This window comes from Kluyvera sp., from assembly GCF_047971185.1.
Lineage (GTDB): Bacteria > Pseudomonadota > Gammaproteobacteria > Enterobacterales > Enterobacteriaceae > Kluyvera.
This window is the reverse complement of sequence record NZ_JBKDZH010000033.1, coordinates 1-22,510: the sequence shown is the minus strand read 5'-3', so window position 1 is coordinate 22,510 and position 22,510 is coordinate 1. Positions and strand designations below refer to the sequence as shown.

Annotated in this window: 21 protein-coding genes; 11 read left to right on the top strand and 10 right to left on the bottom strand. The window is 57.3% G+C overall.

Annotated elements, in window-relative coordinates:
• Positions 1-20 precede the first annotated feature (20 nt).
• Positions 21-1,010 carry a 2-hydroxyacid dehydrogenase gene (locus tag ACK5JN_RS08390; protein ID WP_416869744.1) on the top strand — a complete coding sequence of 330 codons (990 nt, stop codon included), beginning with the start codon at positions 21-23 and terminating at the stop codon, positions 1,008-1,010.
• Between the two features lie 123 nt (positions 1,011-1,133).
• Positions 1,134-1,574: a heat shock protein HslJ gene (gene hslJ, locus ACK5JN_RS08385; RefSeq protein ID WP_416869743.1), complete on the top strand. Its 441-nt coding sequence runs from the start codon at positions 1,134-1,136 to the stop codon at positions 1,572-1,574.
• Between the two features lie 3 nt (positions 1,575-1,577).
• Here the strand turns inward: hslJ and ACK5JN_RS08380 are convergent, their stop codons facing one another.
• Complete coding sequence (locus ACK5JN_RS08380) at positions 1,578-1,844, bottom strand: DUF333 domain-containing protein (RefSeq protein ID WP_064545809.1); 267 nt, start codon at positions 1,842-1,844, stop codon at positions 1,578-1,580.
• A gap of 308 nt (positions 1,845-2,152) precedes the next feature.
• Here ACK5JN_RS08380 and nifJ point away from each other — a divergent pair, with 308 nt between their 5' ends.
• Together nifJ and ompC are read left to right on the top strand one after the other, a co-directional pair.
• Entirely contained in the window at positions 2,153-5,680 is a 3,528-nt protein-coding gene (gene nifJ, locus ACK5JN_RS08375) for a pyruvate:ferredoxin (flavodoxin) oxidoreductase (protein ID WP_416869742.1), read from the top strand.
• Positions 5,681-6,036: 356 nt separating this feature from the next.
• A complete protein-coding gene (gene ompC, locus ACK5JN_RS08370) occupies positions 6,037-7,182 on the top strand; it encodes a porin OmpC (protein WP_416869741.1) in 1,146 nt (381 codons plus the stop codon).
• Positions 7,183-7,222: 40 nt separating this feature from the next.
• Here the strand turns inward: ompC and ACK5JN_RS08365 are convergent, their stop codons facing one another.
• Genes ACK5JN_RS08365 through ACK5JN_RS08355 form a run of 3 tightly spaced genes read right to left on the bottom strand, consistent with a single transcriptional unit; the run spans position 7,223 to position 8,983 of the window.
• Positions 7,223-7,507, bottom strand: coding sequence for a heavy-metal-associated domain-containing protein (locus ACK5JN_RS08365; protein WP_416869740.1), 285 nt, complete (start codon positions 7,505-7,507; stop codon positions 7,223-7,225).
• Positions 7,504-7,866: a hypothetical protein gene (locus tag ACK5JN_RS08360; RefSeq protein WP_416869739.1), complete on the bottom strand. Its 363-nt coding sequence runs from the start codon at positions 7,864-7,866 to the stop codon at positions 7,504-7,506. Before ACK5JN_RS08360 ends, ACK5JN_RS08365 begins: the two co-directional genes overlap by 4 nt.
• A complete protein-coding gene (locus ACK5JN_RS08355; protein WP_416869738.1) occupies positions 7,838-8,983 on the bottom strand; it encodes a transglutaminase domain-containing protein in 1,146 nt (381 codons plus the stop codon). The genes ACK5JN_RS08360 and ACK5JN_RS08355 overlap by 29 nt, the downstream gene beginning before the upstream one ends.
• A gap of 489 nt (positions 8,984-9,472) precedes the next feature.
• Here ACK5JN_RS08355 and ACK5JN_RS08350 point away from each other — a divergent pair, with 489 nt between their 5' ends.
• Positions 9,473-11,173, top strand: a complete 1,701-nt coding sequence (locus ACK5JN_RS08350; RefSeq protein WP_416869737.1) for a penicillin-binding transpeptidase domain-containing protein — start codon at positions 9,473-9,475, stop codon at positions 11,171-11,173.
• Between the two features lie 23 nt (positions 11,174-11,196).
• Here the strand turns inward: ACK5JN_RS08350 and ACK5JN_RS08345 are convergent, their stop codons facing one another.
• Complete coding sequence (locus ACK5JN_RS08345; protein WP_416869736.1) at positions 11,197-12,102, bottom strand: alpha/beta hydrolase; 906 nt, start codon at positions 12,100-12,102, stop codon at positions 11,197-11,199.
• Positions 12,103-12,440: 338 nt separating this feature from the next.
• Between ACK5JN_RS08345 and ACK5JN_RS08340 the strand changes: the two genes are divergently transcribed.
• The 4 genes from ACK5JN_RS08340 to ACK5JN_RS08325 all read left to right on the top strand — a co-directional run bounded on the left by ACK5JN_RS08340 (position 12,441) and on the right by ACK5JN_RS08325 (position 15,555).
• Entirely contained in the window at positions 12,441-12,548 is a 108-nt protein-coding gene (locus ACK5JN_RS08340) for a type I toxin-antitoxin system toxin Ldr family protein (protein ID WP_416869735.1), read from the top strand.
• 190 nt (positions 12,549-12,738) lie between these two features.
• The gene (locus ACK5JN_RS08335) at positions 12,739-13,806 is read left to right on the top strand and encodes an ABC transporter substrate-binding protein (protein WP_416869734.1); all 1,068 of its coding nucleotides are present in this window, start codon (positions 12,739-12,741) and stop codon (positions 13,804-13,806) included.
• Positions 13,793-14,800 carry a FecCD family ABC transporter permease gene (locus ACK5JN_RS08330; protein ID WP_416869733.1) on the top strand — a complete coding sequence of 336 codons (1,008 nt, stop codon included), beginning with the start codon at positions 13,793-13,795 and terminating at the stop codon, positions 14,798-14,800. Before ACK5JN_RS08335 ends, ACK5JN_RS08330 begins: the two co-directional genes overlap by 14 nt.
• A complete protein-coding gene (locus tag ACK5JN_RS08325; RefSeq protein WP_416869732.1) occupies positions 14,797-15,555 on the top strand; it encodes an ABC transporter ATP-binding protein in 759 nt (252 codons plus the stop codon). The genes ACK5JN_RS08330 and ACK5JN_RS08325 overlap by 4 nt, the downstream gene beginning before the upstream one ends.
• On the opposite strand, the gene ACK5JN_RS08320 is transcribed toward ACK5JN_RS08325, so the two are convergent.
• From ACK5JN_RS08320 to ACK5JN_RS08305, 4 genes are all read right to left on the bottom strand, one after another.
• Positions 15,530-16,270 (bottom strand): substrate-binding domain-containing protein, encoded by a 741-nt coding sequence (locus ACK5JN_RS08320; RefSeq protein WP_416869731.1) that lies wholly within the window; start codon positions 16,268-16,270, stop codon positions 15,530-15,532. The two genes, ACK5JN_RS08325 and ACK5JN_RS08320, sit on opposite strands and share 26 nt — an antisense overlap.
• 68 nt (positions 16,271-16,338) lie before the next feature.
• Positions 16,339-17,175 (bottom strand): shikimate dehydrogenase family protein, encoded by an 837-nt coding sequence (locus tag ACK5JN_RS08315; RefSeq protein ID WP_416869730.1) that lies wholly within the window; start codon positions 17,173-17,175, stop codon positions 16,339-16,341.
• Entirely contained in the window at positions 17,165-18,514 is a 1,350-nt protein-coding gene (locus ACK5JN_RS08310; RefSeq protein ID WP_416869729.1) for an MFS transporter, read from the bottom strand. Before ACK5JN_RS08310 ends, ACK5JN_RS08315 begins: the two co-directional genes overlap by 11 nt.
• Positions 18,515-18,599: 85 nt before the next feature.
• Positions 18,600-20,450, bottom strand: coding sequence for a bifunctional sugar phosphate isomerase/epimerase/4-hydroxyphenylpyruvate dioxygenase family protein (locus ACK5JN_RS08305; RefSeq protein ID WP_416869728.1), 1,851 nt, complete (start codon positions 20,448-20,450; stop codon positions 18,600-18,602).
• A 132-nt stretch (positions 20,451-20,582) separates the two neighbouring features.
• Between ACK5JN_RS08305 and ACK5JN_RS08300 the strand changes: the two genes are divergently transcribed.
• The gene (locus tag ACK5JN_RS08300; RefSeq protein WP_416869727.1) at positions 20,583-21,221 is read left to right on the top strand and encodes a TetR family transcriptional regulator; all 639 of its coding nucleotides are present in this window, start codon (positions 20,583-20,585) and stop codon (positions 21,219-21,221) included.
• Positions 21,222-21,229: 8 nt separating this feature from the next.
• Here the strand turns inward: ACK5JN_RS08300 and fumD are convergent, their stop codons facing one another.
• The gene (gene fumD, locus ACK5JN_RS08295; protein ID WP_416869893.1) at positions 21,230-21,445 is read right to left on the bottom strand and encodes a fumarate hydratase FumD; all 216 of its coding nucleotides are present in this window, start codon (positions 21,443-21,445) and stop codon (positions 21,230-21,232) included.
• A 466-nt stretch (positions 21,446-21,911) separates the two neighbouring features.
• Between fumD and ACK5JN_RS08290 the strand changes: the two genes are divergently transcribed.
• Positions 21,912-22,510, top strand: a 599-nt coding sequence (locus tag ACK5JN_RS08290; protein WP_416869726.1) for a pyruvate kinase, incomplete at its 3' end; no start/stop codon positions are given.

Here is a 22,510-nt window from a genome sequence, read left to right as displayed (position 1 = left end):
AATCATTGGAGAAAAGTCTCATGAAAATAGCCGTTTACAGTACTAAGCAGTACGATAAAAAGTATCTGCAAAATGTTAATCAGGCATATGGCTTTGAGCTTGAGTTTTTTGATTTCCTGTTAACGGAAAAAACCGCCAAAACCGCCCATGGCTGTGAAGCGGTTTGTATTTTCGTTAACGATGACGGTAGCCGTCCGGTGCTGGAAGAGTTGAAAAAGAACGGCGTGAAGTACATCGCGCTGCGCTGCGCGGGCTTCAACAACGTTGACCTCGACGCGGCTAAAGAGCTGGGTCTGCGCGTAGTGCGCGTGCCCGCCTATGACCCGGAAGCCGTGGCCGAACACGCCGTTGGCCTGATGATGACGCTGAACCGCCGTATTCACCGTGCCTATCAGCGTACCCGCGATGCTAACTTCTCGCTGGAAGGGCTGACCGGTTTCACCATGTTCGGTAAAACCGCAGGCGTGATTGGCACCGGGAAAATCGGCGTGGCGGCCCTGCGTATTCTGAAAGGTTTCGGCATGCGTCTGCTGGCGTTTGACCCGTATCCAAGCGCCGCCGCGCTGGAGCTGGGCGTGGAGTACGTCGATCTGCCGACGTTATTCGCCGAGTCCGACGTCATTTCGCTGCACTGCCCGCTGACGCCGGAAAACTATCACCTGCTGAACGCCAGCGCCTTTGAGAAAATGAAAGATGGCGTGATGATCGTCAACACCAGCCGCGGCGCGCTGATTGACTCGCAGGCGGCGATTGAAGCTTTAAAAACGCAGAAGATCGGCGCATTAGGGATGGACGTGTATGAAAATGAACGCGATCTGTTCTTCGAAGATAAGTCTAACGACGTGATTCAGGATGATGTGTTCCGCCGTCTTTCCGCCTGTCACAACGTGCTGTTCACCGGCCACCAGGCGTTCCTGACCGCAGAAGCCCTGACCAGCATCTCCGAAACTACCCTGCAGAACCTGCAGCAAATCGACGCTGGCGCAGACTGTCCTAACGCTATCGCCTGATGCCCTTCACTCCCCGGCAACCGTCGGGGAGCATTTTCGGATAAGCCCCACAGACACCGCCCGCTGTACAGTTATGCTTCTAATACATTCACACGACTAATAGTTAATAAGAAGCACTGTACAATGAAGAACCTGTTTTTCCTGCTGACTGCGGCTGCCCTTCTTTCTGGCTGCGTCTACAACAGCAAAATGTCAACGAACGCTGATCAGCTTCAGCATCACCGCTTTGTATTAGAGAGCGTGAACGGTAAAACGTTAAGCAGCAAAGGCGCGCCGCTCGAACTGAGCTTTGGGGAAAAGCAGCCGATTCTTGAGAAGATTTATGTGTCGGGCAATATGTGTAACGGTTTTTCCGGCACCGCTACCCTGCACAAAGGCGAGCTAAAGACGAGCGAACTCGCCATGACGCGCAAACTGTGCAGCGACGCCCAGCTTAATGAGCTGGATGCCACGTTCAGCAATATGCTTCGTCAGGGCGCGCAGGTGGATTTAACCGAGCAACAGCTGACCCTCGCCACGGCAGACCAGACGCTGGTCTATCGCCTGGCCGATCTGGTGCACTAAGGCTTAGTAGCTGCCGCAGGTGCCGGTAGCAAGAGACTGCTCGCTGCAGCGTTTACCATTTGGCAGCGCGCACATACCGATACTGGAGCCGTCCAGCTGACGCGCGGCGGACAGTGAGCCACCGATCATCGCACAGTTCGCTTCACCCGAACTGGACATCGCCGCCCTCATCCCCGGCGTCACGTGTGCAGCCGTTGCCTGCTGAACAGGTTCGCTGCTGCACGCGGATAATAACAGTGCCGCACAGCCCACTAAAAACGCAGCTCGCATCTCTTCTCTCCGTATCGCAAAAATAAGAACAAACCTAAGCATCATAGGCAGCGCAGGCCGCTCCGTCGAGAGACGAAGTGCGCATTTATGCGCTACAGAAACATTTTCTGGCAATTTTGTGGCTGAAATCGGCGATTGCCCCAACACCGACACACATCAAGGACACAAAAGCAAAAATGATTCAGCCTGCCCTTTGCTAGACTTAACACAACAACATCCACCAGAGTGATGTGTCAGTCAGGGATGATTTCCGGTTGGCGGCACTGTCCGTGAACCTCTTTTTTGCGCAATGTAAGGTGTCATAATCAATGATCACAATTGACGGTAATGGTGCAGTCGCCTCGGTTGCGTTCCGTACCAGTGAAGTCATCGCCATTTACCCGATCACGCCAAGTTCGACCATGGCTGAGCAGGCCGACGCGTGGGCGGGCAACGGGCTGAAAAACGTCTGGGGCGATGTCCCGCGCGTGGTAGAGATGCAGTCAGAAGCCGGCGCGATTGCCGCCGTGCACGGGGCGTTGCAGACCGGGGCGCTGTCGACCTCGTTCACCTCGTCGCAGGGGCTCCTGCTGATGATCCCCACGCTGTATAAACTGGCCGGGCAGCTGACGCCGTTCGTACTGCACGTGGCGGCGCGCACCGTGGCAACCCATGCGCTGTCCATTTTCGGCGACCATTCTGACGTGATGGCGGTGCGCCAGACCGGCTGCGCCATGCTGTGCGCCGGTAGCGTGCAGGAAGCGCAGGATTTCGCGCTGATTTCCCATATTGCGACGCTCAAGAGCCGGGTGCCGTTTATTCACTTCTTCGATGGCTTCCGCACGTCGCATGAGATTAACAAAATCGTGCCGCTGGCCGACGATACGATCCGTGGCCTGCTGCCGCAGGAGGACATCGCCGCCCACCGCGCCCGGGCGTTAAACCCGGAGCATCCGATTATTCGCGGCACCTCCGCTAACCCAGACACCTACTTCCAGTCTCGTGAAGCCACCAACCCGTGGTACAACGCGGTGTACGACCACGTTGAGCACGCGATGGATGATTTTGCCGCCGCGACGGGCCGCAGCTATAAGCCGTTTGAATATTACGGCCATCCGCAGGCGGAACGCGTGATTGTGATTATGGGCTCGGCGATCGGCACCTGTGAGGAAGTGGTGGATGAACTGCTGACGCGCGGCGAAAAAGTCGGCGTGCTGAAAGTCCGTCTCTACCGCCCGTTCTCAGCGACACATTTATTACAGGCGCTGCCGGACAGCGTCCGCAGCGTCGCGGTGCTCGACCGCACTAAAGAGCCGGGCGCCCAGGCGGAGCCGCTGTATCTCGACGTGATGACGGCGCTGGCGGAAGCCTTCAACCACGGCGAACGCGAAACCCTGCCGCGCGTGATTGGCGGGCGTTACGGTCTCTCCTCCAAAGAGTTTGGCCCGGACTGCGTGCTGTCTATCTTCCACGAGCTGTCGCAGGCGAAACCGAAACCGCGCTTTACCGTCGGCATCTATGACGACGTGACCAATCTCTCCCTGCCGCAGATGGAAAACACCCTGCCGTCGCATGCGCGTCTGGAGGCGTTGTTCTACGGCTTAGGCAGCGATGGCAGCGTGTCGGCCACCAAAAACAACATCAAGATCATCGGCAACTCTACGCCGTGGTTTGCCCAGGGCTATTTCGTCTACGACTCCAAAAAAGCGGGCGGCCTGACGGTCTCTCACCTGCGCGTGAGCGATAACCCGATCCGCTCTGCCTATCTGGTAGCGCAGGCCGATTTTGTGGGCTGCCACCAGCTGCAGTTTATTGATAAATACCAGATGGCTGAGCGCCTGAAGCCCGGCGGGATTTTCCTGCTCAATACGCCGTACAGCGCCGATGAAGTTTGGGCGCGTCTGCCGCAGGAAGTGCAGGCGGTACTGAACCAGAAACGTGCGCGCTTCTTCGTGATCAACGCGGCGAAAATCGCCCGTGAATGCGGGCTGGCGGCGCGTATTAATACCGTCATGCAGATGGCATTCTTCCACCTGACGCAAATTTTACCGGGCGACAGCGCGCTGATGGAGCTGCAAAACGCCATCGCCAGAAGCTACAGCAGCAAAGGCCAGGAGCTGGTTGAGCGCAACTGGCAGGCGCTGGCGCTGGCCCGCGAATCGCTGTTTGAAGTGCCGCTACAGCAGGTGAACGCCAGCAGCCCGAACCGCCCGCCGGTGGTCTCCGATGCCGCGCCGGACTTCGTCAAAACCGTCACCGCCGCGATGCTGGCTGGCCTCGGCGATGCGCTGCCGGTCTCCGCCCTGCCGCCGGACGGCACCTGGCCGGTCGGCACCACGCGCTGGGAGAAACGCAACATCGCCGAAGAGATCCCAATCTGGAAAGAGGAACTCTGCACCCAGTGTAACCACTGCGTCGCCGCCTGCCCGCACTCGGCGATTCGTGCAAAAGTGGTTTCGCCAGACGCGATGGAAAACGCCCCAGCGTCTCTGCATTCTCTGGACGTGAAATCGCGCGACATGCGTGGTCAGAAATACGTGCTGCAGGTGGCGCCGGAAGACTGTACCGGCTGTAATCTGTGCGTCGAGGTGTGCCCGGCAAAAGATCGCCAGAATCCAGAAATCAAAGCCATCAATATGATGTCGCGTCTGGAGCACGTCGAAGAAGAGAAAGTGAACTATGACTTCTTCCTCGACCTGCCGGAAATCGATCGCAGTAAACTGGAGCGTATCGATATCCGCACCTCGCAGCTGATCACCCCGCTGTTTGAATATTCCGGCGCCTGTTCCGGCTGCGGTGAAACCCCGTATATCAAGCTGCTGACCCAGCTGTACGGCGACCGCATGCTGATTGCCAACGCCACCGGCTGCTCGTCTATTTACGGCGGTAACCTGCCTTCAACGCCGTACACCACCGATGCCAACGGGCGCGGGCCGGCGTGGGCTAACTCGCTGTTTGAAGATAACGCCGAGTTTGGTCTGGGCTTCCGCCTGACGGTCGATCAACACCGCCAGCGCGTGATGCGTCTGCTGGACGGCTTTGCCGAGCAGATCCCGGCCGAGCTGAACGAGGCGCTGCACGCAGAAGCTACGCCGGAGGTGCGCCGTGAGCAGGTTGCCGCATTACGCAGCGCGCTTAACGGCGTGCAGGGCGCGGAAGAGCTGCTGACCGATGCGGACGCGCTGGTTGAGAAATCCATCTGGCTGATCGGCGGCGACGGTTGGGCCTACGATATCGGCTTCGGCGGGCTGGAGCACGTGATGAGCCTGACCGAGACCGTCAATCTTCTGGTGCGTGATACCCAGTGTTACTCCAACACCGGCGGTCAGGCCTCGAAAGCGACCCCGCTCGGCGCGGTCACTAAGTTTGGCGAGCACGGCAAACGTAAGGCGCGTAAGGATCTTGGCGTCAGCATGATGATGTACGGCCACGTCTACGTCGCGCAGATCTCGCTGGGCGCGCAGCTTAACCAGACCGTGAAGGCGATTCAGGAGGCGGAGTCCTATCCGGGGCCGTCGATTATTATCGCCTATAGCCCATGTGAAGAGCACGGCTATGACCTGGCGCTCAGCCACGATCAGATGCGTCAGCTTACCGCCACCGGCTTCTGGCCGCTGTTCCGCTTCGATCCGCGTCGCGCTGACGAGGGTAAAATCCCGCTGGCGCTGGATTCCCGCCCGCCGTCAGACGCGCTGGCTGAGACGTTGATGAATGAACAGCGCTTCCGTCGCCTGAACAGCCAGCAGCCGGAAGTGGCCGAACAGCTGTGGAAAGATGCGGCAGAGGATCTGCAAAAACGCTACGACTTCCTCGCCATGATGGCCGGGAAAGCGGAAAAGCCAGCGCCGCAGGAATAACCAGATTAAGGTCATTCTGAAACCATAAAAAAAGCCCGAATATCAATTCGGGCTTGTCATTTTAAGATGACGAAGAAGATTAAAGACACACGGCAACATAAATAGATTGTGTGACAAAAAGGCATATAACGGCCGTAGCTTACGTCAGCGTCTTTTATTTGTATAATTTTTATTTTATATATATCAGAACAAATCATTCACGAAAATTATCATCATTTCCAATGAATTATATCCTTTAGATTTTACTCATGCTGTAACAAATGTTTTTTACCATATCAGATTCGTCTCTATTAGCATGACAGTGCTTTCTTAGTCAGAAAGTGCGCGAATAAAAAAATACTAAAGGAATATATTCAATGAACAGAAAAGTACTGGCCCTCGTTATTCCTGCCCTGTTAGCCGCAGGCGCAGCTCATGCCGCAGAAGTTTATAATAAAGACGGCAACAAATTAGACATCTATGGCAAGGTAGATGGTCTGCATTATTTCTCCAGTGATTCCTCTAAAGACGGCGATCAGAGCTATGTCCGTTTTGGTTTCAAAGGTGAAACTCAGATTAACGATATGCTGACTGGCTACGGTCAGTGGGAATATAACGTACAGGCGAACAACCCAGAATCCACAGGTGACGACGCCAATCAAGCCTGGACCCGTCTGGGCTTTGCTGGCCTGAAATTCGGCGACTACGGTTCTTTCGACTACGGTCGTAACTACGGCGTACTGTACGACGTTGAAGGCTGGACCGATATGCTGCCTGAGTTCGGCGGCGACTCCTACACCTATTCTGACAACTTTATGACCGGCCGTGCCAACGGCGTTGCAACTTACCGCAACAATGACTTCTTCGGTCTGGTTGATGGTCTGAACTTTGCCCTGCAGTACCAGGGTAAAAACGAAAACCCGGGCAGCGGTGAAGGCACCAATAATGGCGATCGTAGCGTCCGTAACGCTAACGGTGACGGCTTCGGCATGTCGACCTCTTACGATCTGGGCATGGGTGTCAGCGCTTCCGCCGCTTACGCCACCTCCGACCGTACTAACGATCAGCTGACCAGAACCACCGCTGGCGGCGATAAAGCAGATGCCTGGACCGTTGGTCTGAAATACGATGCTAACAATATCTATCTGGCATCAATGTATTCTGAAACCCATAATATGACGCCGTACGGCGACAGCAATGGTGTTGCGAATAAAACGCAGAACTTTGAAGTTACCGCACAGTACCAGTTCGATTTCGGCCTGCGCCCAGCCATTTCTTACCTGCAATCTAAAGGTAAGGACCTGAACAGCACCACCAGCGATCTGGCAAAAGGTCAGAACGTCACTGGCGATAAAGATCTGGTCAAATATATGGATATTGGCGCGACTTACTACTTCAACAAAAATATGTCCACCTACGTTGATTACAAAATCAACCTGCTGGACGGTAACGATAGCTTCTACGCGAACAACGGTATCTCTACCGACAACATCGTCGCAATGGGCCTGGTTTACCAGTTCTAATACGATTAAAAAACCCGCCTTCATGGCGGGTTTTCTTTATTTACTGCACCACGCTTTCGCCGTGGATTTCACCTTTAAAACCGGTTTTGGCAATCGCCGCTAATAACCGTTGATTATCAAAACTCTCCGGCACCACCACCACCGCCTGGCGCGTTTTCAGCGAAGCTTTGGCCTTAATCACGCCGTCGGTGCTGCGCAGCGCCTGGTTAATGGAAATCACGCACAGCGGGCAGTTCATTTCACCGACATCAATGGTGACCTGTTTATCGGCCGCCCAGCTCAACGGCGTAAACATCAGCAACGCCAGATACAGCCATTTTTTCATTCCATCCACTCCCAGACCCACGGTAAGACATACGGATAGGTAATCAGGGCCAGCACCAGCGGCACCGCCAGCCAATACAGCCACACCAGCACCCGACGGCTCACCACGTTAACGCACACCGGTTTCGGCGATAAATGTAGACGCCAGAATCCTCGCGCCATCAGGCCAACGGCGACAATCACCATCGGGATTTGTAACCAGCTGGCGCCGGGGATTCCCACCAGCCCGGCGGCAGAAATGCCAAAAACCAGATACAGCAGTGGCCCAATGCAGCACAGCGTTGATGCGCCAGCGGCGACGACCGCCGCCAGCAGCGTCAGCAACCCGCCCTTAATGCTGTTCGACGCTGACATAGTCATAGCTAAAGGCAGCAGGATCGTAGAAGTTCAGCGGATCGCCATCCACTTCGGCGTACGGGTAGCCCAGATTGTTCACATCGCCCTGCTCTGCGGCCGGCGACAGCGCGAAATCACGCGCGTGGTTAAAGCCCACCCAGTTCATTTCCCAGTTGCCGAACAGATAATCGTTCACCGCGTTCACCGCCGGGTCGCCGTTCTCTTTCTTCTCGGTCAGACGCATTTTGGTGACGTCCGCCGGATCCGCCGGCATCCAGCCGAAACCGGCCAGCCAGAACATCGCGCGGCAGTGCTGGCCGCCGCTGATTTTGGCCACGCCTTTATCGTCGGCGCTGCCAAACGCTTTCGCCGAATAGTGATTCAGCTTACGGCTCGCCCCCAGACGGATGCCGAACATTTCTCGCGCCGGGATCCCCACCGCGCGGCACAGCGCCACAAATACCGAGTTAATATCGGTGCATTTGCCGCCCAGCTTGCCGGTTTTAAGGATTTCCCCCACGTCGCCGGTACCGCAGCCAATCACCGCGTCATCACGATGCATATGGGTGCTGACCCAGTCGTGAATCAGACGCGCCTGCTTCAGCGGGGCTTTTTCGCTGCCGATAATCTTCAGCGCGGTCTCTTTCACCAGGCCATCAACCGGAATATGCGGGGTCGCCAGCAGGAACGGTTTAATCTCATCCGGGATCACCGCGCCTTCAACCGGCAGCTGCCAGTCGGCCAGACGGTTATCTTTCAGCACTTCCCAGTCGCGGGTTTCAATGTCCATTTCCACTTTAATATCCAGCGGACCGCTTGAGGCCGGCCAGGTCACGTACAGCACTTTCGCGCCGTAGCGGTTATTGGCATTCAGGGTGGCGGTCTGGTAGTTGCCGCTGAAGGAGAGATTCAGCAGCTGCTGGAAGGCGGTATCTTCCGGGATGGGGATCCACAAATTGACCTTCCCGGAAGAGCCTTCCGGTGCTTTCAGGCTGTAAGTTTGGGTCATAACAAAACGACGGAATTTGCCAGAAGCCGCAACGGCAGGCTGAGCCTTCGCGTCCGTTTTAGCAAAAACCGGGCTTACCAGGCCCAGCGTCGAGAGGGCCGCGGCACCTTTCAGGAAGTTACGCCTTTGCATTGTGTATCCTTCATCACCAGAAAAAGCTGGCGCTTAACCCCGCACCTGCGGAGGTTGGCCGCTATTATGCGACCATGCATTCATCACCACAATGAATTAGAGGCCATAAACCCGCTTTCAGCGAAAATAACGGCCAAAAAATAGCGTTATGTTATAACAAGAGTCGGGTATGTCTAATTCTGATAACCATGCCTTTACATGCACAATACCCACAAAGTTACTGGCGTTTAATATCTGCTATTGGCTATTTTTTGACGCCATCGTTCACTCTTTAGCTAATAACCGCCCTCATTTAACACCCGGTAATAAACAGGCAACGATGAAATAATCTGTTAACTTAATTGCTTGTTATCAATCATGTTACCTGTAAACTGTTTTGCGAGTTCGCCGGGTAATGGGTATTTATATTGCCTCAGCGCAGCCGTGCTGAATCACGGCAGGTGGGCAATTGATTATAAAAAATAAAATTCATGTGGTTTTATGTTACAAATGAAAAGAAAATCAACAGAAAAACAAAATAAAGACTCATTTATTACGTCTCGTTACACAATAATCTGTCTGGGGATCCTTGGCTGCCTGGGCGTGTTATTGGTGAGAGTGGCCGACCTGCAATTTTTAAATCACCCGATGCTGGCAAAAGAGGCCGACCAGCGTTCGCTGCGCACCGTGGTGCTGCCCACCAACCGTGGCACCCTGGTCGATCGCGATGGCGAAGCCCTTGCCATGAGCGTGCCATCCCGTGACGTGGTGGTCGACCCGGTAAAAGTGGTGGAGGCCAGCCCGAATTTCCACGATGCCAAATGGCAATATCTCGCCTCCGCGTTGAATACCACCGTCGATCGCATTGCGAGCAAAATTTATCAGAACGCCCACCGTCATTTTCTATTTCTGGATCGCAAAGTTGAGCTTGGGATTGCGAAAGATATCGCCGACCTGCATATAAAAGGCATCAGCGAAGTTTATGACGACAGCCGTTTCTATCCGATGGGCGAAGCGGCGGCCCCGTTAATAGGTATCGTCGGCGCGGATAATAACGGGCTGAACGGCGTTGAGCGTGGCTACGACACTATTTTACAGGGCGAGCCGGGGAAAGAAATTTATCGTAAAGATGCCAGCGGCGGCATTATTAGCGTTCTCGATTACGATGCGCCGAAACAGCCGCCCACCGTGCAGCTCAGCATTGATAAATTCGACCAATACACGCTGTACAGCAAACTGCGCGACGGCGTGCTGCTGAATAAGGCCGATTCTGGCGCGGCGGTGCTGGTTAAAATCGATACCGGCGAGATCCTCGCGATGGCTTCCTACCCGTCGTATAACCCCAACAATTTCGATAACGCCACGCAAACACAGATGCGCGACGTAGCGATTAACGACAGCTTTGAACCGGGGTCGACGGTTAAGCCGCTGGTGATCGTCGAGGGGCTGGAGAGACACATCATTCAGCCGAATACCCTGCTGGACACCACGCCGTATCGCGTCAACGGTCACCTGATCCGCGACGTTGGCCATTGGCCGCAGCTAACGCCAACTGGTATCCTGCAAAAATCGAGCGATATTGGCGTCTCGCATATTGCGCTGGCGATGCCGGCGCAGGCGCTTGTCGATACCTATCAGGCGTTCGGTCTCGGCAAACCGACCGGCCTTGGGTTAAGCGGAGAAAGCGTGGGCTATTTCCCGCTGCACCGTCGGCAGTGGGCCGATATCGAACGCGCCACCTTCTCTTTCGGCTACGGTTTGCGCGTCACCCCGCTCCAGATTGCCCGCGAGTACGCGACGCTCGGCGCTTTTGGTGTTTACCGCCCGCTGTCGATTACCAAAGTTACGCCGCCGGTGATGGGCCGACAGGTAGCGGACCCCGAGATCGTTAAAACCGTGGTGCATATGATGGAGAGCGATGTGCTTCCCGGCGGCAGCGGCGTGCGCGCGGCGGTGCCGGGCTATCGCCTGGCGACCAAAACCGGGACCGCGGAAAAGCTGGGTGATAGCGGCAAATATGACGGCGGCTACGTCAACTACACCGCTGGCGTCGCGCCGGTGAGCCATCCGGAAGTGGCGCTGGTGGTGGTGGTCAACAACCCGACCGCCGGGACCCACTTCGGTGGCTCGGTGGCGGCCCCCATTTTCGGCAATATTATGGGGCCGGTGCTGAAGAATATGAACATCGCGCCGGACGCGCTCATCCAGTAATCCCCACGATTTGGCTGCGGTATTCACCGCTCCCGCAGCCATTTTTCATACTGCGCAGGCCACGCGAGAGTTTTGGTTCCTGCTCTGCCCATCCCAAAGCCATGCCCCCCGGAAGGATAACGGTGCATTTCTACCGATACGCCTGCACGAAGACAGGCCGCCTGCAAAATTAAGGTATTGTGCGGATCGGACACCGAATCATCTTCCGCCTGGGCCAGAAACATCGGTGGAGTCGTCGGGGTCACGTAATGTTGTACTGACCAGGCGGCATCCTGCGCCTCCGTCGCATTCTTCCCCAGTAATACCCGATGCGTCGAAGTGTGGGTGTAAGGTTTCTCCAGCGTCACGATGGGATAAATCAGCGCCGCGCCATCGGCTCGCGGCGGTAGGTTATCCAGCGCATCAAGTGGCGTATAGCTGCGCTCGTCAGCGCGCGTTACCGCCATTCCCAACAAATGCCCTCCGGCGGAAAATCCCAGCACGCTCACCTGATTCTCCCGCTGACGGATGATGCGCAACGCCCGCTGGGCATCCTGTAAAGCAACGCGAGAGCCGTCGCGCCAACCTTCCCTCGGCAGACGGTAGCTGAGTATATAGGCGGTATAACCTCGAGCTACCAGCCAGCGTGCGGCGGGCCAGCCCTCCTTCGCGACCTCAACGCGGGTATAACCACCGCCCGGCGCGACCAGCACGCCGTGCCCATTTGCCTTTAACGGCGTCAGTATCGTGAAGAAGGGAACCGCGATATGACGCTGCGCCCCGTGCACGCTCAGTTGCAATGGCCCTGTTGGACCGCCGCCGCCGGGCGGAATATCCGGCCATAGCGGCAGCATCACTGTAGATATTTCTGAAGGTGTAGATGAAGACAGCCCCACCCTCGCCGCCAGCAGCGTGGCACTCAAACTGAGAAGAAATTGACGACGACGCATAGTGTCACTCTGACGCGAAAAATGTTTTCAGTTAAGCACATAAATAAAAGGGGAAAATGAAGGTCGTCGGGCTAAATTCTGAAAAAAAGCATAATACTGTGTATTTATACAGCACCTTCATTGCAAGGGTTATACGCGCTGCTATAGGATCGCGGTAATCCCACGTTGTGGGAGAGGCGCAGCGTTGCGGGGGCTTGATCCCCGGCGGCATCTGTTGCTGGAAAGAGAAAACCCCCGCACGTTGTTCGATATCATCTGGCAACATAACGGGGGCTAACCTTGATCCTAGCAGTTCAAGAATAGCCGCTAACCATTGCCATTGCAATCAGGATGGCTTTATGACACTGATGCAGTGGGCACTTATGTTCTGGCACGATCTGGCCGCTCCGGTCATGGTCGGCGTGCTCACCGGTCTGATCCTCGGCTGGTGGCACAGGCGGAAGTAAGCGCCCGGGCGTCAGGCTGCCTGAATGGCAACATGCGCCCGAACCGGGCCGCAGGGGAAACCTTGCGGCTCTTTTCGTTGCTGGGTATTTTCTCATAAGCCATTCGGGGTATTCCGCCTACAGGATTTGCATTTTCCTTCGTTATATAATCAAATATACATCGTTTATTTCCCTCCGCTATGAGCGACTCATGTCTACATTACAACGATTACTCTTTTGCCTGGCCCTGGCCTGTGCAAGCCTGACGGCGGCGACTCCCGCGCTGGCCGACCGTACCGTGACCGACCAGCTTGGCCGCCAGGTCACCCTGCCCGATACCGTGAACCGCGTGGTGGTGCTTCAGCACCAGACGCTAAACCTGCTGGTACAGCTCAACGCCGCTGACGATATCGTCGGCGTACTGAGCAGCTGGAAAAAACAGCTCGGCCCCGACTTCGCCCGCTTTATGCCCAACATTAAAACGCTGCCGATGCCGGGCGACCTGACCCAGGTGAATGTGGAAAGCCTGCTGGCGCTGCACCCGCAGGTGGTGTTTATCGCTAACTACGCGCCGGCGGCGATGATTCAGCAGATAACCAACGCCGGTATCCCGGTGGTAGCGATCTCCCTGCGCCAGGACGCGGCGGGTGAGAAAAACAAAATGAACCCGTCGATGGCCGATGAGGAACAGGCCTACAACGAAGGGCTCAAGCAGGGTATTCGTCTGATTGGTGAAGTGGTTAACCGCACCGCCCAGGCGGAGGCATTGATTGACTACACCTTTGCCGCACGCGCCAGATTTAACGCCCCGGTGGCGGATATCCCGGCGGCGGATAAAGTGCGCGTGTATATGGCAAACCCGGATCTCAACACCTACGGATCCGGGAAATACACCGGCCTGATGATGCAACACGCGGGCGCGATGAACGTCGCGGCCGCCACGGTGAAAGGCGCGCGTCAGGTTTCGCTGGAACAGGTATTACAGTGGAACCCGCAGGTTATTTTTGTACAGGACCGTTACCCTGAGGTGGTCAAACAGATCGTCAACGACCCGCAGTGGCAAGCCATTGACGCGGTGAAAAATCATCGCGTGTGGCTGATGCCGGAATACGCCAAAGCCTGGGGCTACCCAATGCCGGAAGCGCTGGCCATTGGCGAATTGTGGATGGCGAAAAAGCTCTACCCGCAACGCTATAAAGATGTTGATGTCGACGCGCAGGCGCAGGATTACTACCACCGTTTCTATCGCACCGACTGGCAGGCGAATGCACATCAGTAGCCGCCCCAAAACGTTACAGGGTGGGCTAGTGCTGCTCACCCTGGCCGTCGCCGTCGTCTCCCTCTGCTTTGGCCAATATCGCTTATCGATTGGCGACGTGCTGGCCCAGCTTGCGCATCCGCATAATACGGCGGATATCGCCCATCAGATTGTCTGGTCAGTTCGCCTGCCGCGCATTCTGATGGCCCTGCTAGCGGGCGGCGCGCTCGGGCTGTGCGGCGCCACGTTGCAGGGCGTTTTCCATAATCCGCTGGTTGATCCCCATATTATCGGCGTCACCTCCGGCTCCGCCTTTGGCGGTACGCTGGCGATCCTGCTCGGGCTGAGCATGCCGCTGATGATGACCACCACTTTCTTCTTCGGCCTGCTGGCGCTGACGCTGGTGTATCTGCTGGCCGCGCTACAGGGGCGTGAAAGCACGCTGGTGCTGATCCTCGCGGGAATTATTCTCAGCGGTTTCTTCGCCGCGCTGGTCAGTCTGATGCAGTATATGGCCGACACGGAAGAGGTGTTGCCGACGATTGTCTTCTGGCTGCTCGGCAGTTTTGCCACCGCCAACTGGAACAAAGTGCTGCTGCTCGCCCTTCCGGTGGCGGTCGCCGCGCTGGTGCTTTACAAACTGCGCTGGCGCATCAATCTGCTGTCGCTGGACGACAAAGATGCCCGCGCGCTGGGCGTCAGCGTCACCGCACTGCGTCGCGGCGTCCTGTTGTGCTGCGCGCTGCTGGTTGCCGCGCAGGTCGCGGTCAGCGGCAGCATTGCCTGGGTGGGGCTGGTGATCCCGCATCTGGCGCGGATGCTGTCCGGTGCCGATCATCGGCGTCTGCTCCCCTGCGCCTTCTGGATGGGGGCCAGCTTTATGGTGCTGGTCGACGATCTCGCCCGCACGCTGACCGCCGCCGAGATCCCGATTGGTATTATTACCGCGCTGGTTGGCGCGCCGATATTTGCCGTGATGCTGGTACGCGCCAGCCGAAAAGGAGTGCTCAAATGACGCCGACGTTAACGCTATCACAGCTGGAATATGGCCATCAGTCGCCGCTGTTTACTCCGCTAGATCTGCGCTGCCAGCCAGGTGAAGTCTGGGCCATCCTCGGTGCCAACGGCCGCGGTAAAAGTACCTTGCTCGATACCCTGACCGGCGTGCTGCCCGCGCTATCGGGCACCGTGGCGATCTCCGGCGGCGTGGGCATTGTGCCACAGTCGTTCCGTACGGCCTTCGCCTGGCGGGTGAAAGAAGTGGTGCTGATGGGGCGCGCGCGTCATATCGCCCTCTTCGCCCAGCCGCAGGAGGAGGATGAGCGCCAGGTGCTGGAGGCGCTGACACAGCTGAATATTTGCACGCTGGCCGACTCGCTGTTCAGCAACCTATCCGGTGGCCAGCAGCAGCTGGTGATGATCGCCCGCGCGCTGGTCAGCGCCAGCCAGAACATCCTGCTGGATGAGCCCTGTTCAGCGCTAGACCTCGGCAACCAGCAAACGGTCCTGCAGCTCATTAGCGACCTGTCGCATACCCAGTCGCGCACGGTGCTGTTTACCACCCACGATCCCACCCACGCCCTGCAGGTCGCCAGCCATACGCTGCTGCTGATGCCGGGCGGCCAGTGGCTGGCCGGGCCGACCGCTGAGGTGGTGCAGGAAGAAAATCTCCAGCGCGCTTACGGCGTGCAGGTGCGCAAGCTGCAGCTTGACGATTATCCTGCTCCGGTGATCGCGCCGCTCTTTACGCTTCGCCGCTCGCCGGTATAAACCCGGCGTCGCGCAGGCAGCGCTGCCCCTCTTCAGCGAAAATAAACTGGCAGAACCGGCGCGCGGCGTCGCTTTCCTCAAGGCAGGTCAGGTAGTATTCACAGTGGATATTCCACGGCGCAGGGATAGCGACGCTGCGCACCGCATCCTGATTCGTCAGCGCCGTGGCGTAATGCGCGTAGCCAATAAACAGATCGGCGTGCCCTTGCTCAATCAACCATTGGCTGGCAATCACCCCGTTCGGCAGCGTGAGCGAATCGCGCCCGCCGACCAGCGGCATCGCCCGCTGCTTCAGCGCCTTTCCCACTCCCGGATGGCGGGACTCAATACGCTCAAACAGCTGCCAGGTGTAGTCGCCCGACGGGTCGCACAGCGGCGTGGAGGTACCTAACCGCAGCGTGGGGTCCGTCAACAATTCCAGCCACGTTTTTCCCCTTGTCTGGGGCGTATTGCGGGCGGTAAGCATCAGCGCGTTACGGGCAAACAAATGGAGACCGCTGGCGCGCCCCGCCTCACACAACGCCTGCGGATGCTGACGATTGGCCGAGGCGAACAGCGAACACGGCGCACCGTTTTCAATGCGCTCCCGCAGCAAGCCTGCCGGGCCAAAAACCGGCTCAACCGCGATGCCGGTTTGCGCGGTGAAGGTTGCCATCAGGGGGATAAATGCGCGGCGAAGGCTGCCGGCCGCCAGAAGCGTTAAGGTAGAGTGCATAAGAGGGTACGTAATAGCCCGAACATAACCGTTATATTATCCGGGCTATTACGCTATTGACCAGCGCTTTAGTAACGAATTTCCGCCAGCGCCTGGAGCTGCTCCGGCGTTGCCACCGGCAGATGGAAGAAATCCAGATAGGCCGGGATCATCTCAAACAGCATGTCGGTGCCTCGCTGCACCGGCAAACCCCGAGCCATCGCGGCCTGCAGGAACGGCGTATATTCCTGCTTCATAACCACCTCGCCGACAAAGGTTCCGGCATCAAGACGTTCGATGTCCACCGGCAGCGGATCGCCGGGTGCCATGCCGAGCGGTGTGGCGTTGACCACCAGCGAGTGGCCCGCCGGATCGTTGGCCATCAGCGTGATATTCAGCCGCGGGTAGTGGGTGTGCAAACGGTCCGCCAGCGCCTGTGCCGCGCTTTCGCGGGCGTCCACCAGCGTCAGCGCGCTGACGCCCGCAGCGGCCAGCGAGGCGGCAATCGCCGACCCTACGCCGCCGCTGCCCACCACCAGCGCCCGCGCGCCGATGGTGCGAAAGCCCTTACGCTGAATACCGCGCACAAAGCCGTCGCCATCAAACATATCGCCGGTCAGCGAACCGTCGGCTTCCCGGCGCATCGCGTTACAGGCCCCGGCAATCTGCGCCGTCGGGCTAAGACGGTCCACTAACGCGCAGGTCGCAACTTTATGCGGCATGGTCACCAGCGCACCCGCGATGTTGGTCAGCGAGAACAGCGTGGGGATCAGCGCCGCGTAGTCTTCCGGCTTCACGCCCATCGGCACCACTTTGACATCCACCCCCTGGTCGGCAAACCAGGGGTTGTAGATCATTGGCGCTTTAAAACTTTCGGTTGGATAACCCAGATGAGCAATTAACCGCGTATGCCCACTAATTTGCATTTGTGCCCTCCTGCTCAGGCAGATCCAGTTCAATGCGTTTCACATCGCCGAGAATAAACACGTACGCCACCACGCCGAGCAGCGCCGCGCCGCCGATGTAGATCATCGCGTAGAAGAAGCTGCCAAAGGCCGCCACGATAAAGCCAATCACCAGCGGCGTGAGAATGCCCGCCAGGTTGGCGCAGAAGTTAAACAGGCCGCCGGTGAGGCCGCCCAGCCCTTTTGGCGCCATATCAGAGATTAAGGTCCAGCCGAGGCCGACCATTCCTTGTCCGAAGAAGGCAAAGGACATCACCAGGATCACCGCCGTGTCGCTGGTCAGCCAGTTGGCGCTGATAATGCAGCTCGCCATCAGCAGCCCGGCGATAATCGGCAGTTTACGCCCGAGGTTAGCGCTGCCGGTGGCCTTCAGCAGTTTGTCGGAAACCCAGCCGCCAAACATCACGCCGCCCGCCGCCGCGAGGAACGGCAGAATGGCGAAGAAACCTACCTTCAGCCACGGCATATGACGCTCGGTCGCCAGATAGGTCGGGAACCAGGTGAGGAAGAACACCAGTACGGTGTTGCCAGCAAACTGGCCGATGCTGGCGCCGATAATCTGCCGTTTGCGCAACAGCTGGCGCACCAGCGGCCAGCTGAAGGCTTTACGCTGCTCTGCACCGGTGGTCATGCCGCCGCCGGCGGTGATGTATTCGCGCTCCTGCTGACTCAGACGGCGGTCTTCATGCGGTTCGCGATAGTGACGCCACCACACCAGCGCAAACAGCAGCCCGACCACGCCAACGGTGATAAACAGCGTACGCCAGCCAAAACCGTCCATAATCCAGAACAGCAGCGGCGCGAAGCAGGCCAGCCCGAGATATTCACCGACGGTGTAGACCGCGGTCGCCTTGGCCCGCTCGTGCTGCGGGAACCATGCGCTCACCACCCGGCTATTAACCGGGAAGCACGGCGCTTCGCTGACGCCGAGGCCAAAACGGCACAGCAGCAGCGTTTTCAGACCGACGGCGAAACCGTGGAACAGCGTAAACAGCGACCACAGGCTGAGCGCCAGAAAATAGGTCACCTTATTACCAAAACGGTCGAGGAACATGCCGCCCGGAATCTGCGCCAGCGCATAGGTCCAGGCGAAGGCGGAGAAAACAATCCCCATCACCGCGGCGCTGATGCCCAGCTCCTGGGTCAGCTGCGGCGCGGCGATGCCCAGCACGGTGCGGTCGAGATAGTTAATCATGGTGCCTACCGCCAGCAGCGCCAGAATACCGATGCGCCGCCGGGAGCGGGGTACCGCGTTAACCGCCTCAGCGGTAGCCACGCGATTTTGGCCGAGTGAGTTCATAGTGTTTACCTGTCGTTGTCGAGTGCAGATGAAAGTTTATTGTTATGGTCTGTCTGCTAGCGTACCGGGTGGTACATCCCCTCCGCTAACGGTACTGCATCGCCGCCAGCCGCACGGCGGCGTTCACCGCGCCGTATTGCGCGTAGCCGTGGCGTCTTTCGGTTAATTCAAAGAAGAAGCGTCCTTCGCTGAACGGCCAGGTGTAGCGATGGAGAAATTCGCCGCCCGCCCCGTCGCGATCGTAGAGGATCTGCTGGCGCTGTAGGATATCCGCCTGCGCCGCGTCGCCGAAGCGCGCCTGCAAATCGTCGTAATAGTTCGCCGGTACCGGCAGCGACAGCGAGGCCGCCAGCGGCTGGCTCTCCAGCAAACCGGTAAGATCGCGGCTGGCAAACGCCGCATGCTGGAGCCCCGCCCCCTGATAACAGGCGACCGAGCGGGCAATCTGCGTCGCGCGGCTCTGGGAAATATTCAGCGCCAGACGCACGTTACCCTGCGGGCTTTGTACCGCCAGGCTGCGCACCAGGCCATAGGGATCCGGCATGGTCTGCTCGTGTTCCAGCGTGAAGCCCAGCACCGCGCGGAAGAACATCACCCAGTTATCGCGGCTGTCCGCCTCCATCCCCAGCGCCAGATGATCGATGCCCAGCAGCTGCCCCTGCGTCGCCGCCTCGGTGAGGTTGAAATCCTGCGAATAGATGTCCTGCGGGTCCTCCACCAGATAGACCAGGCTACCGTCCGGGGCGCACACCGCCGGGATAGTGCTCTCGTTCGGCCCCACCTCGCCCTGCCAGGTGGCGTAGCCGTAGTCTCTGGCGCGGGCGACGATTGGCGCGCTGGCGCTGACCCGCAGCGCCATAGCGCACAGCGACACGCCGTGACGTTGATAGAAGTGATCCGCCCAGCTGTGCGGCTGATAGTTAATAATCACCCGCGCGCCGCCGTTGCTCCACAGCGCCACCTGTTTGGAACGGTGCATCCCCGCCAGCTGGAAGCCCATCCCGCCGAGCATGGCGCTGAGCTTTTTCGCCTCGGCGGGGCTGGCAGCAAATTCTATAAATTCGATGTCTTTAAAGGTCGGGAGATCGGCGGTCTGAAACAGCTCGGCGTCGCTTTCTCCCAGCGCGCGGCGGGTTTGCTCCTCCAGCCACAGCAGCGAGCGGTAGCCATCTTTTGCCGTCGCGCCGTTTGGCGACGCGCGGAAGCCGTCGTTAAAGATCTCCAGCGACCACGGCCCGCGGTAGCCTAAGCGGGTCAGCTCGCGGGTAAATTCCACCAGCGGCAGCTCACCCTGACCTGGGAAGCAGCGGAAATGGCGGCTCCACTCAAGCACGTCCATTTTCATCAGCGGCGCGTCGGCAAGCTGCAGGAAGGTTACTTTGTCCATCGGCACTTCGTGCAGGCGGCTAAGATCGTCGCCCAGCGCCAGAATATGGAAGCTGTCGAGCACAATCCCCAGCGCCGGGCTGTCGACCGCTTTTACCCGCTCCCACGCCTGATACCAGCGGTTCACGTGGGTGCCCCACGCCAGCGCTTCATAACCAATACGAATGTTTTCCTGCTCCGCGAGCGTCGCCAGCGCCCGCAGGTCGGCCACCTGCAGATCAAAATCGGCGGAACAGTCGGCCTGCACGTTGCTGCACAGCAGCATCGTGTCGCAGCCCAGTTCATGCATCAGCGCAAACTTGCGCTTTGCCCGCGCCATGTTGGCGGCAAACTGGGCGCGCGTGCCACCTTCAAAATCGCGAAACGGCTGAAACAGCGTGATTTTCAGCCCCAGATCGTCGGCCATGTTACGGACATCCGCTGGCGTACCGGTATAATAGAGCAAATCATTTTCGAATATTTCAACGCCCTGATAACCCGCCGCCGCAATTGCGCTCAGTTTTTCAGGCAGGGTTCCGGAAATGGATACGGTAGCAATAGAACGCAACATAGTTTCACCTGGCTCATGCTGTAACAGTTGCATCGAATATGAATCATTTGGTTCAGCTACGCCAGAATTGGTTGCTAAATTGTGATCATTGTGTGTATTTTTTGTGCCCGGTAAAAATGAACAGGAGTTGTTATGTCAGCCATTGCTCAAGATGAAGCACAGTCGCTAAAAACACGGATTTTTACCGCCGCCATTGCGGTGTTTGCTGAACATGGGCTGGCCGGCGCCCGCATGGAGCAAATTGCCAGCGAGGCGCAGACCACTAAACGGATGGTGGTTTACTATTTCAAAACCAAGGAGCTGCTCTACCAGGCGGTTCTGCAATATGTCTATTCGCGGATCCGCGAAACCGAGCAGCAGCTGGGGCTGGAAAACCTGCCGCCGGTCGAGGCGCTAGTACAATTGGTGAAGTGGAGCGTTCGCTATCACGTTGAACATGCGGACTTTATGCGGATTATCTGTATGGAGAATATGCAGCGCGGAAAATGGCTGCTGGCATCGGGCGATCTGAAGCGCCTGAACAAAAGCGCCCTCTCCCTGCTGGAGCACATTTTACACCGCGGGCAGGAACAGGGGATTTTCCAGCCCGCCCTTGAGGCCCGCGACGTACATCGGCTGATCAGCAGCTTCAGCTTCTATCAGGTGTCGAACTTCTATAGCTTCAATAGCCTCTATCTTGAAGGTCCGCTTCCAGATATTGATGATGAAGCGCTGATTCGCCATCACAGCGAGCTGGCGGTGAAATCGATTCTGCGCTTCGTTATCGCCTGATCGGCAGGTTACGGCTGCCCTGAAAGCGCCGTGACCACTTTCTGCATCGCTTCCCGGGTCAGCTCAGTGCGCTGGACTTTATTATTCGCCAGCGCGGTACGCAGCACGCCGGCAATGACAATGTGCTTCGGCTCCTGGCCTAAATCGCGCATCTCCAGCACCACCTTGCCCACAACGCGACACATTTCCTGGTATAATACGTCGTCTTTCGTTTGATTTCCCATCATTTACGCTCGCTATTTTCCATTAAGAATCAAATCATTATTGTTTCGTTTCGCCGAGAAAGCAAATTAACGCCCCACCGTAGCGACGCCGGAGAAAGCGCGTTGCGCATCGTCGCTGTTACATTTTCACGCAAAAATCGTTTTTGTTTTGTTAATTAACCGGTTTTGATTTTGAAACAGCGTTTTTATTTTCTTTTTTCGCCATAACATCGTATAATCCGCCACGTTTCTTTCTTGAATGGTTTCAGCTCATTGGACTACATCAATAAACGATTAAAACATCGCCTTTTTGACTATGCTGAACCTCTAGCACACTTTCCTCTGCACGCTTTTTTTATGTCACCTATCCTTATGGCGTGGCATAGCAACTTTCGTAACACAAGTTTGACTCCGTGGCCGTGCGCGCATGGAGCGAGAATTCAAAATCCCAATCCTTCTCAATCTCAACTTAAAGACTAAGACTGTCATGAAAAAGACCAAAATTGTTTGCACCATCGGGCCGAAAACCGAATCCGAAGAGATGTTAGGCAAAATGCTCGACGCGGGCATGAACGTTATGCGTCTGAACTTCTCCCACGGCGACTATGCTGAACACGGTCAGCGCATCCAGAACCTGCGCAACGTGATGAGCAAAACCGGTAAGAAAGCGGCTATCCTGCTGGATACCAAAGGTCCGGAAATCCGTACTATCAAACTGGAAGGCGGTAACGACGTTTCCCTGAAAGCGGGCCAGACCTTCACCTTCACCACCGACAAATCCGTTGTCGGCAACAGCGAAATCGTTGCTGTGACCTACGAAGGTTTCACTAAAGATCTGTCCGTTGGCAACACCGTACTGGTTGACGATGGCCTGATCGGCATGGAAGTGACCGCGATCGAAGGTAACAAAGTTATCTGTAAAGTGCTGAACAACGGCGACCTGGGCGAAAACAAAGGCGTTAACCTGCCGGGCGTTTCTATCGCTCTGCCGGCGCTGGCTGAGAAAGACAAACAGGACCTGATCTTCGGTTGCGAACAGGGCGTTGACTTCGTTGCGGCTTCCTTTATCCGTAAACGTTCTGACGT

What these genes read in the sequence shown, in the direction of transcription:
- ACK5JN_RS08330 (WP_416869733.1), top strand. Translation starts at nt 13,793, where the DNA reads ATGCACATCAGTAGCCGCCCCAAAACGTTACAGGGTGGGCTAGTGCTG.
- ACK5JN_RS08355 (WP_416869738.1), bottom strand. Translation starts at nt 8,983, where the DNA reads ATGCAAAGGCGTAACTTCCTGAAAGGTGCCGCGGCCCTCTCGACGCTG.
- ACK5JN_RS08310 (WP_416869729.1), bottom strand. Translation starts at nt 18,514, where the DNA reads ATGAACTCACTCGGCCAAAATCGCGTGGCTACCGCTGAGGCGGTTAAC.
- ACK5JN_RS08335 (WP_416869734.1), top strand. Translation starts at nt 12,739, where the DNA reads ATGTCTACATTACAACGATTACTCTTTTGCCTGGCCCTGGCCTGTGCA.
- ACK5JN_RS08340 (WP_416869735.1), top strand. Translation starts at nt 12,441, where the DNA reads ATGACACTGATGCAGTGGGCACTTATGTTCTGGCACGATCTGGCCGCT.
- ACK5JN_RS08345 (WP_416869736.1), bottom strand. Translation starts at nt 12,102, where the DNA reads ATGCGTCGTCGTCAATTTCTTCTCAGTTTGAGTGCCACGCTGCTGGCG.
- ACK5JN_RS08360 (WP_416869739.1), bottom strand. Translation starts at nt 7,866, where the DNA reads ATGACTATGTCAGCGTCGAACAGCATTAAGGGCGGGTTGCTGACGCTG.
- ompC (WP_416869741.1), top strand. Translation starts at nt 6,037, where the DNA reads ATGAACAGAAAAGTACTGGCCCTCGTTATTCCTGCCCTGTTAGCCGCA.
- ACK5JN_RS08305 (WP_416869728.1), bottom strand. Translation starts at nt 20,450, where the DNA reads ATGTTGCGTTCTATTGCTACCGTATCCATTTCCGGAACCCTGCCTGAA.
- fumD (WP_416869893.1), bottom strand. Translation starts at nt 21,445, where the DNA reads ATGGGAAATCAAACGAAAGACGACGTATTATACCAGGAAATGTGTCGC.
- ACK5JN_RS08380 (WP_064545809.1), bottom strand. Translation starts at nt 1,844, where the DNA reads ATGCGAGCTGCGTTTTTAGTGGGCTGTGCGGCACTGTTATTATCCGCG.
- nifJ (WP_416869742.1), top strand. Translation starts at nt 2,153, where the DNA reads ATGATCACAATTGACGGTAATGGTGCAGTCGCCTCGGTTGCGTTCCGT.
- ACK5JN_RS08300 (WP_416869727.1), top strand. Translation starts at nt 20,583, where the DNA reads ATGTCAGCCATTGCTCAAGATGAAGCACAGTCGCTAAAAACACGGATT.
- ACK5JN_RS08325 (WP_416869732.1), top strand. Translation starts at nt 14,797, where the DNA reads ATGACGCCGACGTTAACGCTATCACAGCTGGAATATGGCCATCAGTCG.
- ACK5JN_RS08350 (WP_416869737.1), top strand. Translation starts at nt 9,473, where the DNA reads ATGAAAAGAAAATCAACAGAAAAACAAAATAAAGACTCATTTATTACG.
- ACK5JN_RS08315 (WP_416869730.1), bottom strand. Translation starts at nt 17,175, where the DNA reads ATGCAAATTAGTGGGCATACGCGGTTAATTGCTCATCTGGGTTATCCA.
- hslJ (WP_416869743.1), top strand. Translation starts at nt 1,134, where the DNA reads ATGAAGAACCTGTTTTTCCTGCTGACTGCGGCTGCCCTTCTTTCTGGC.
- ACK5JN_RS08320 (WP_416869731.1), bottom strand. Translation starts at nt 16,270, where the DNA reads ATGCACTCTACCTTAACGCTTCTGGCGGCCGGCAGCCTTCGCCGCGCA.
- ACK5JN_RS08365 (WP_416869740.1), bottom strand. Translation starts at nt 7,507, where the DNA reads ATGAAAAAATGGCTGTATCTGGCGTTGCTGATGTTTACGCCGTTGAGC.
- ACK5JN_RS08390 (WP_416869744.1), top strand. Translation starts at nt 21, where the DNA reads ATGAAAATAGCCGTTTACAGTACTAAGCAGTACGATAAAAAGTATCTG.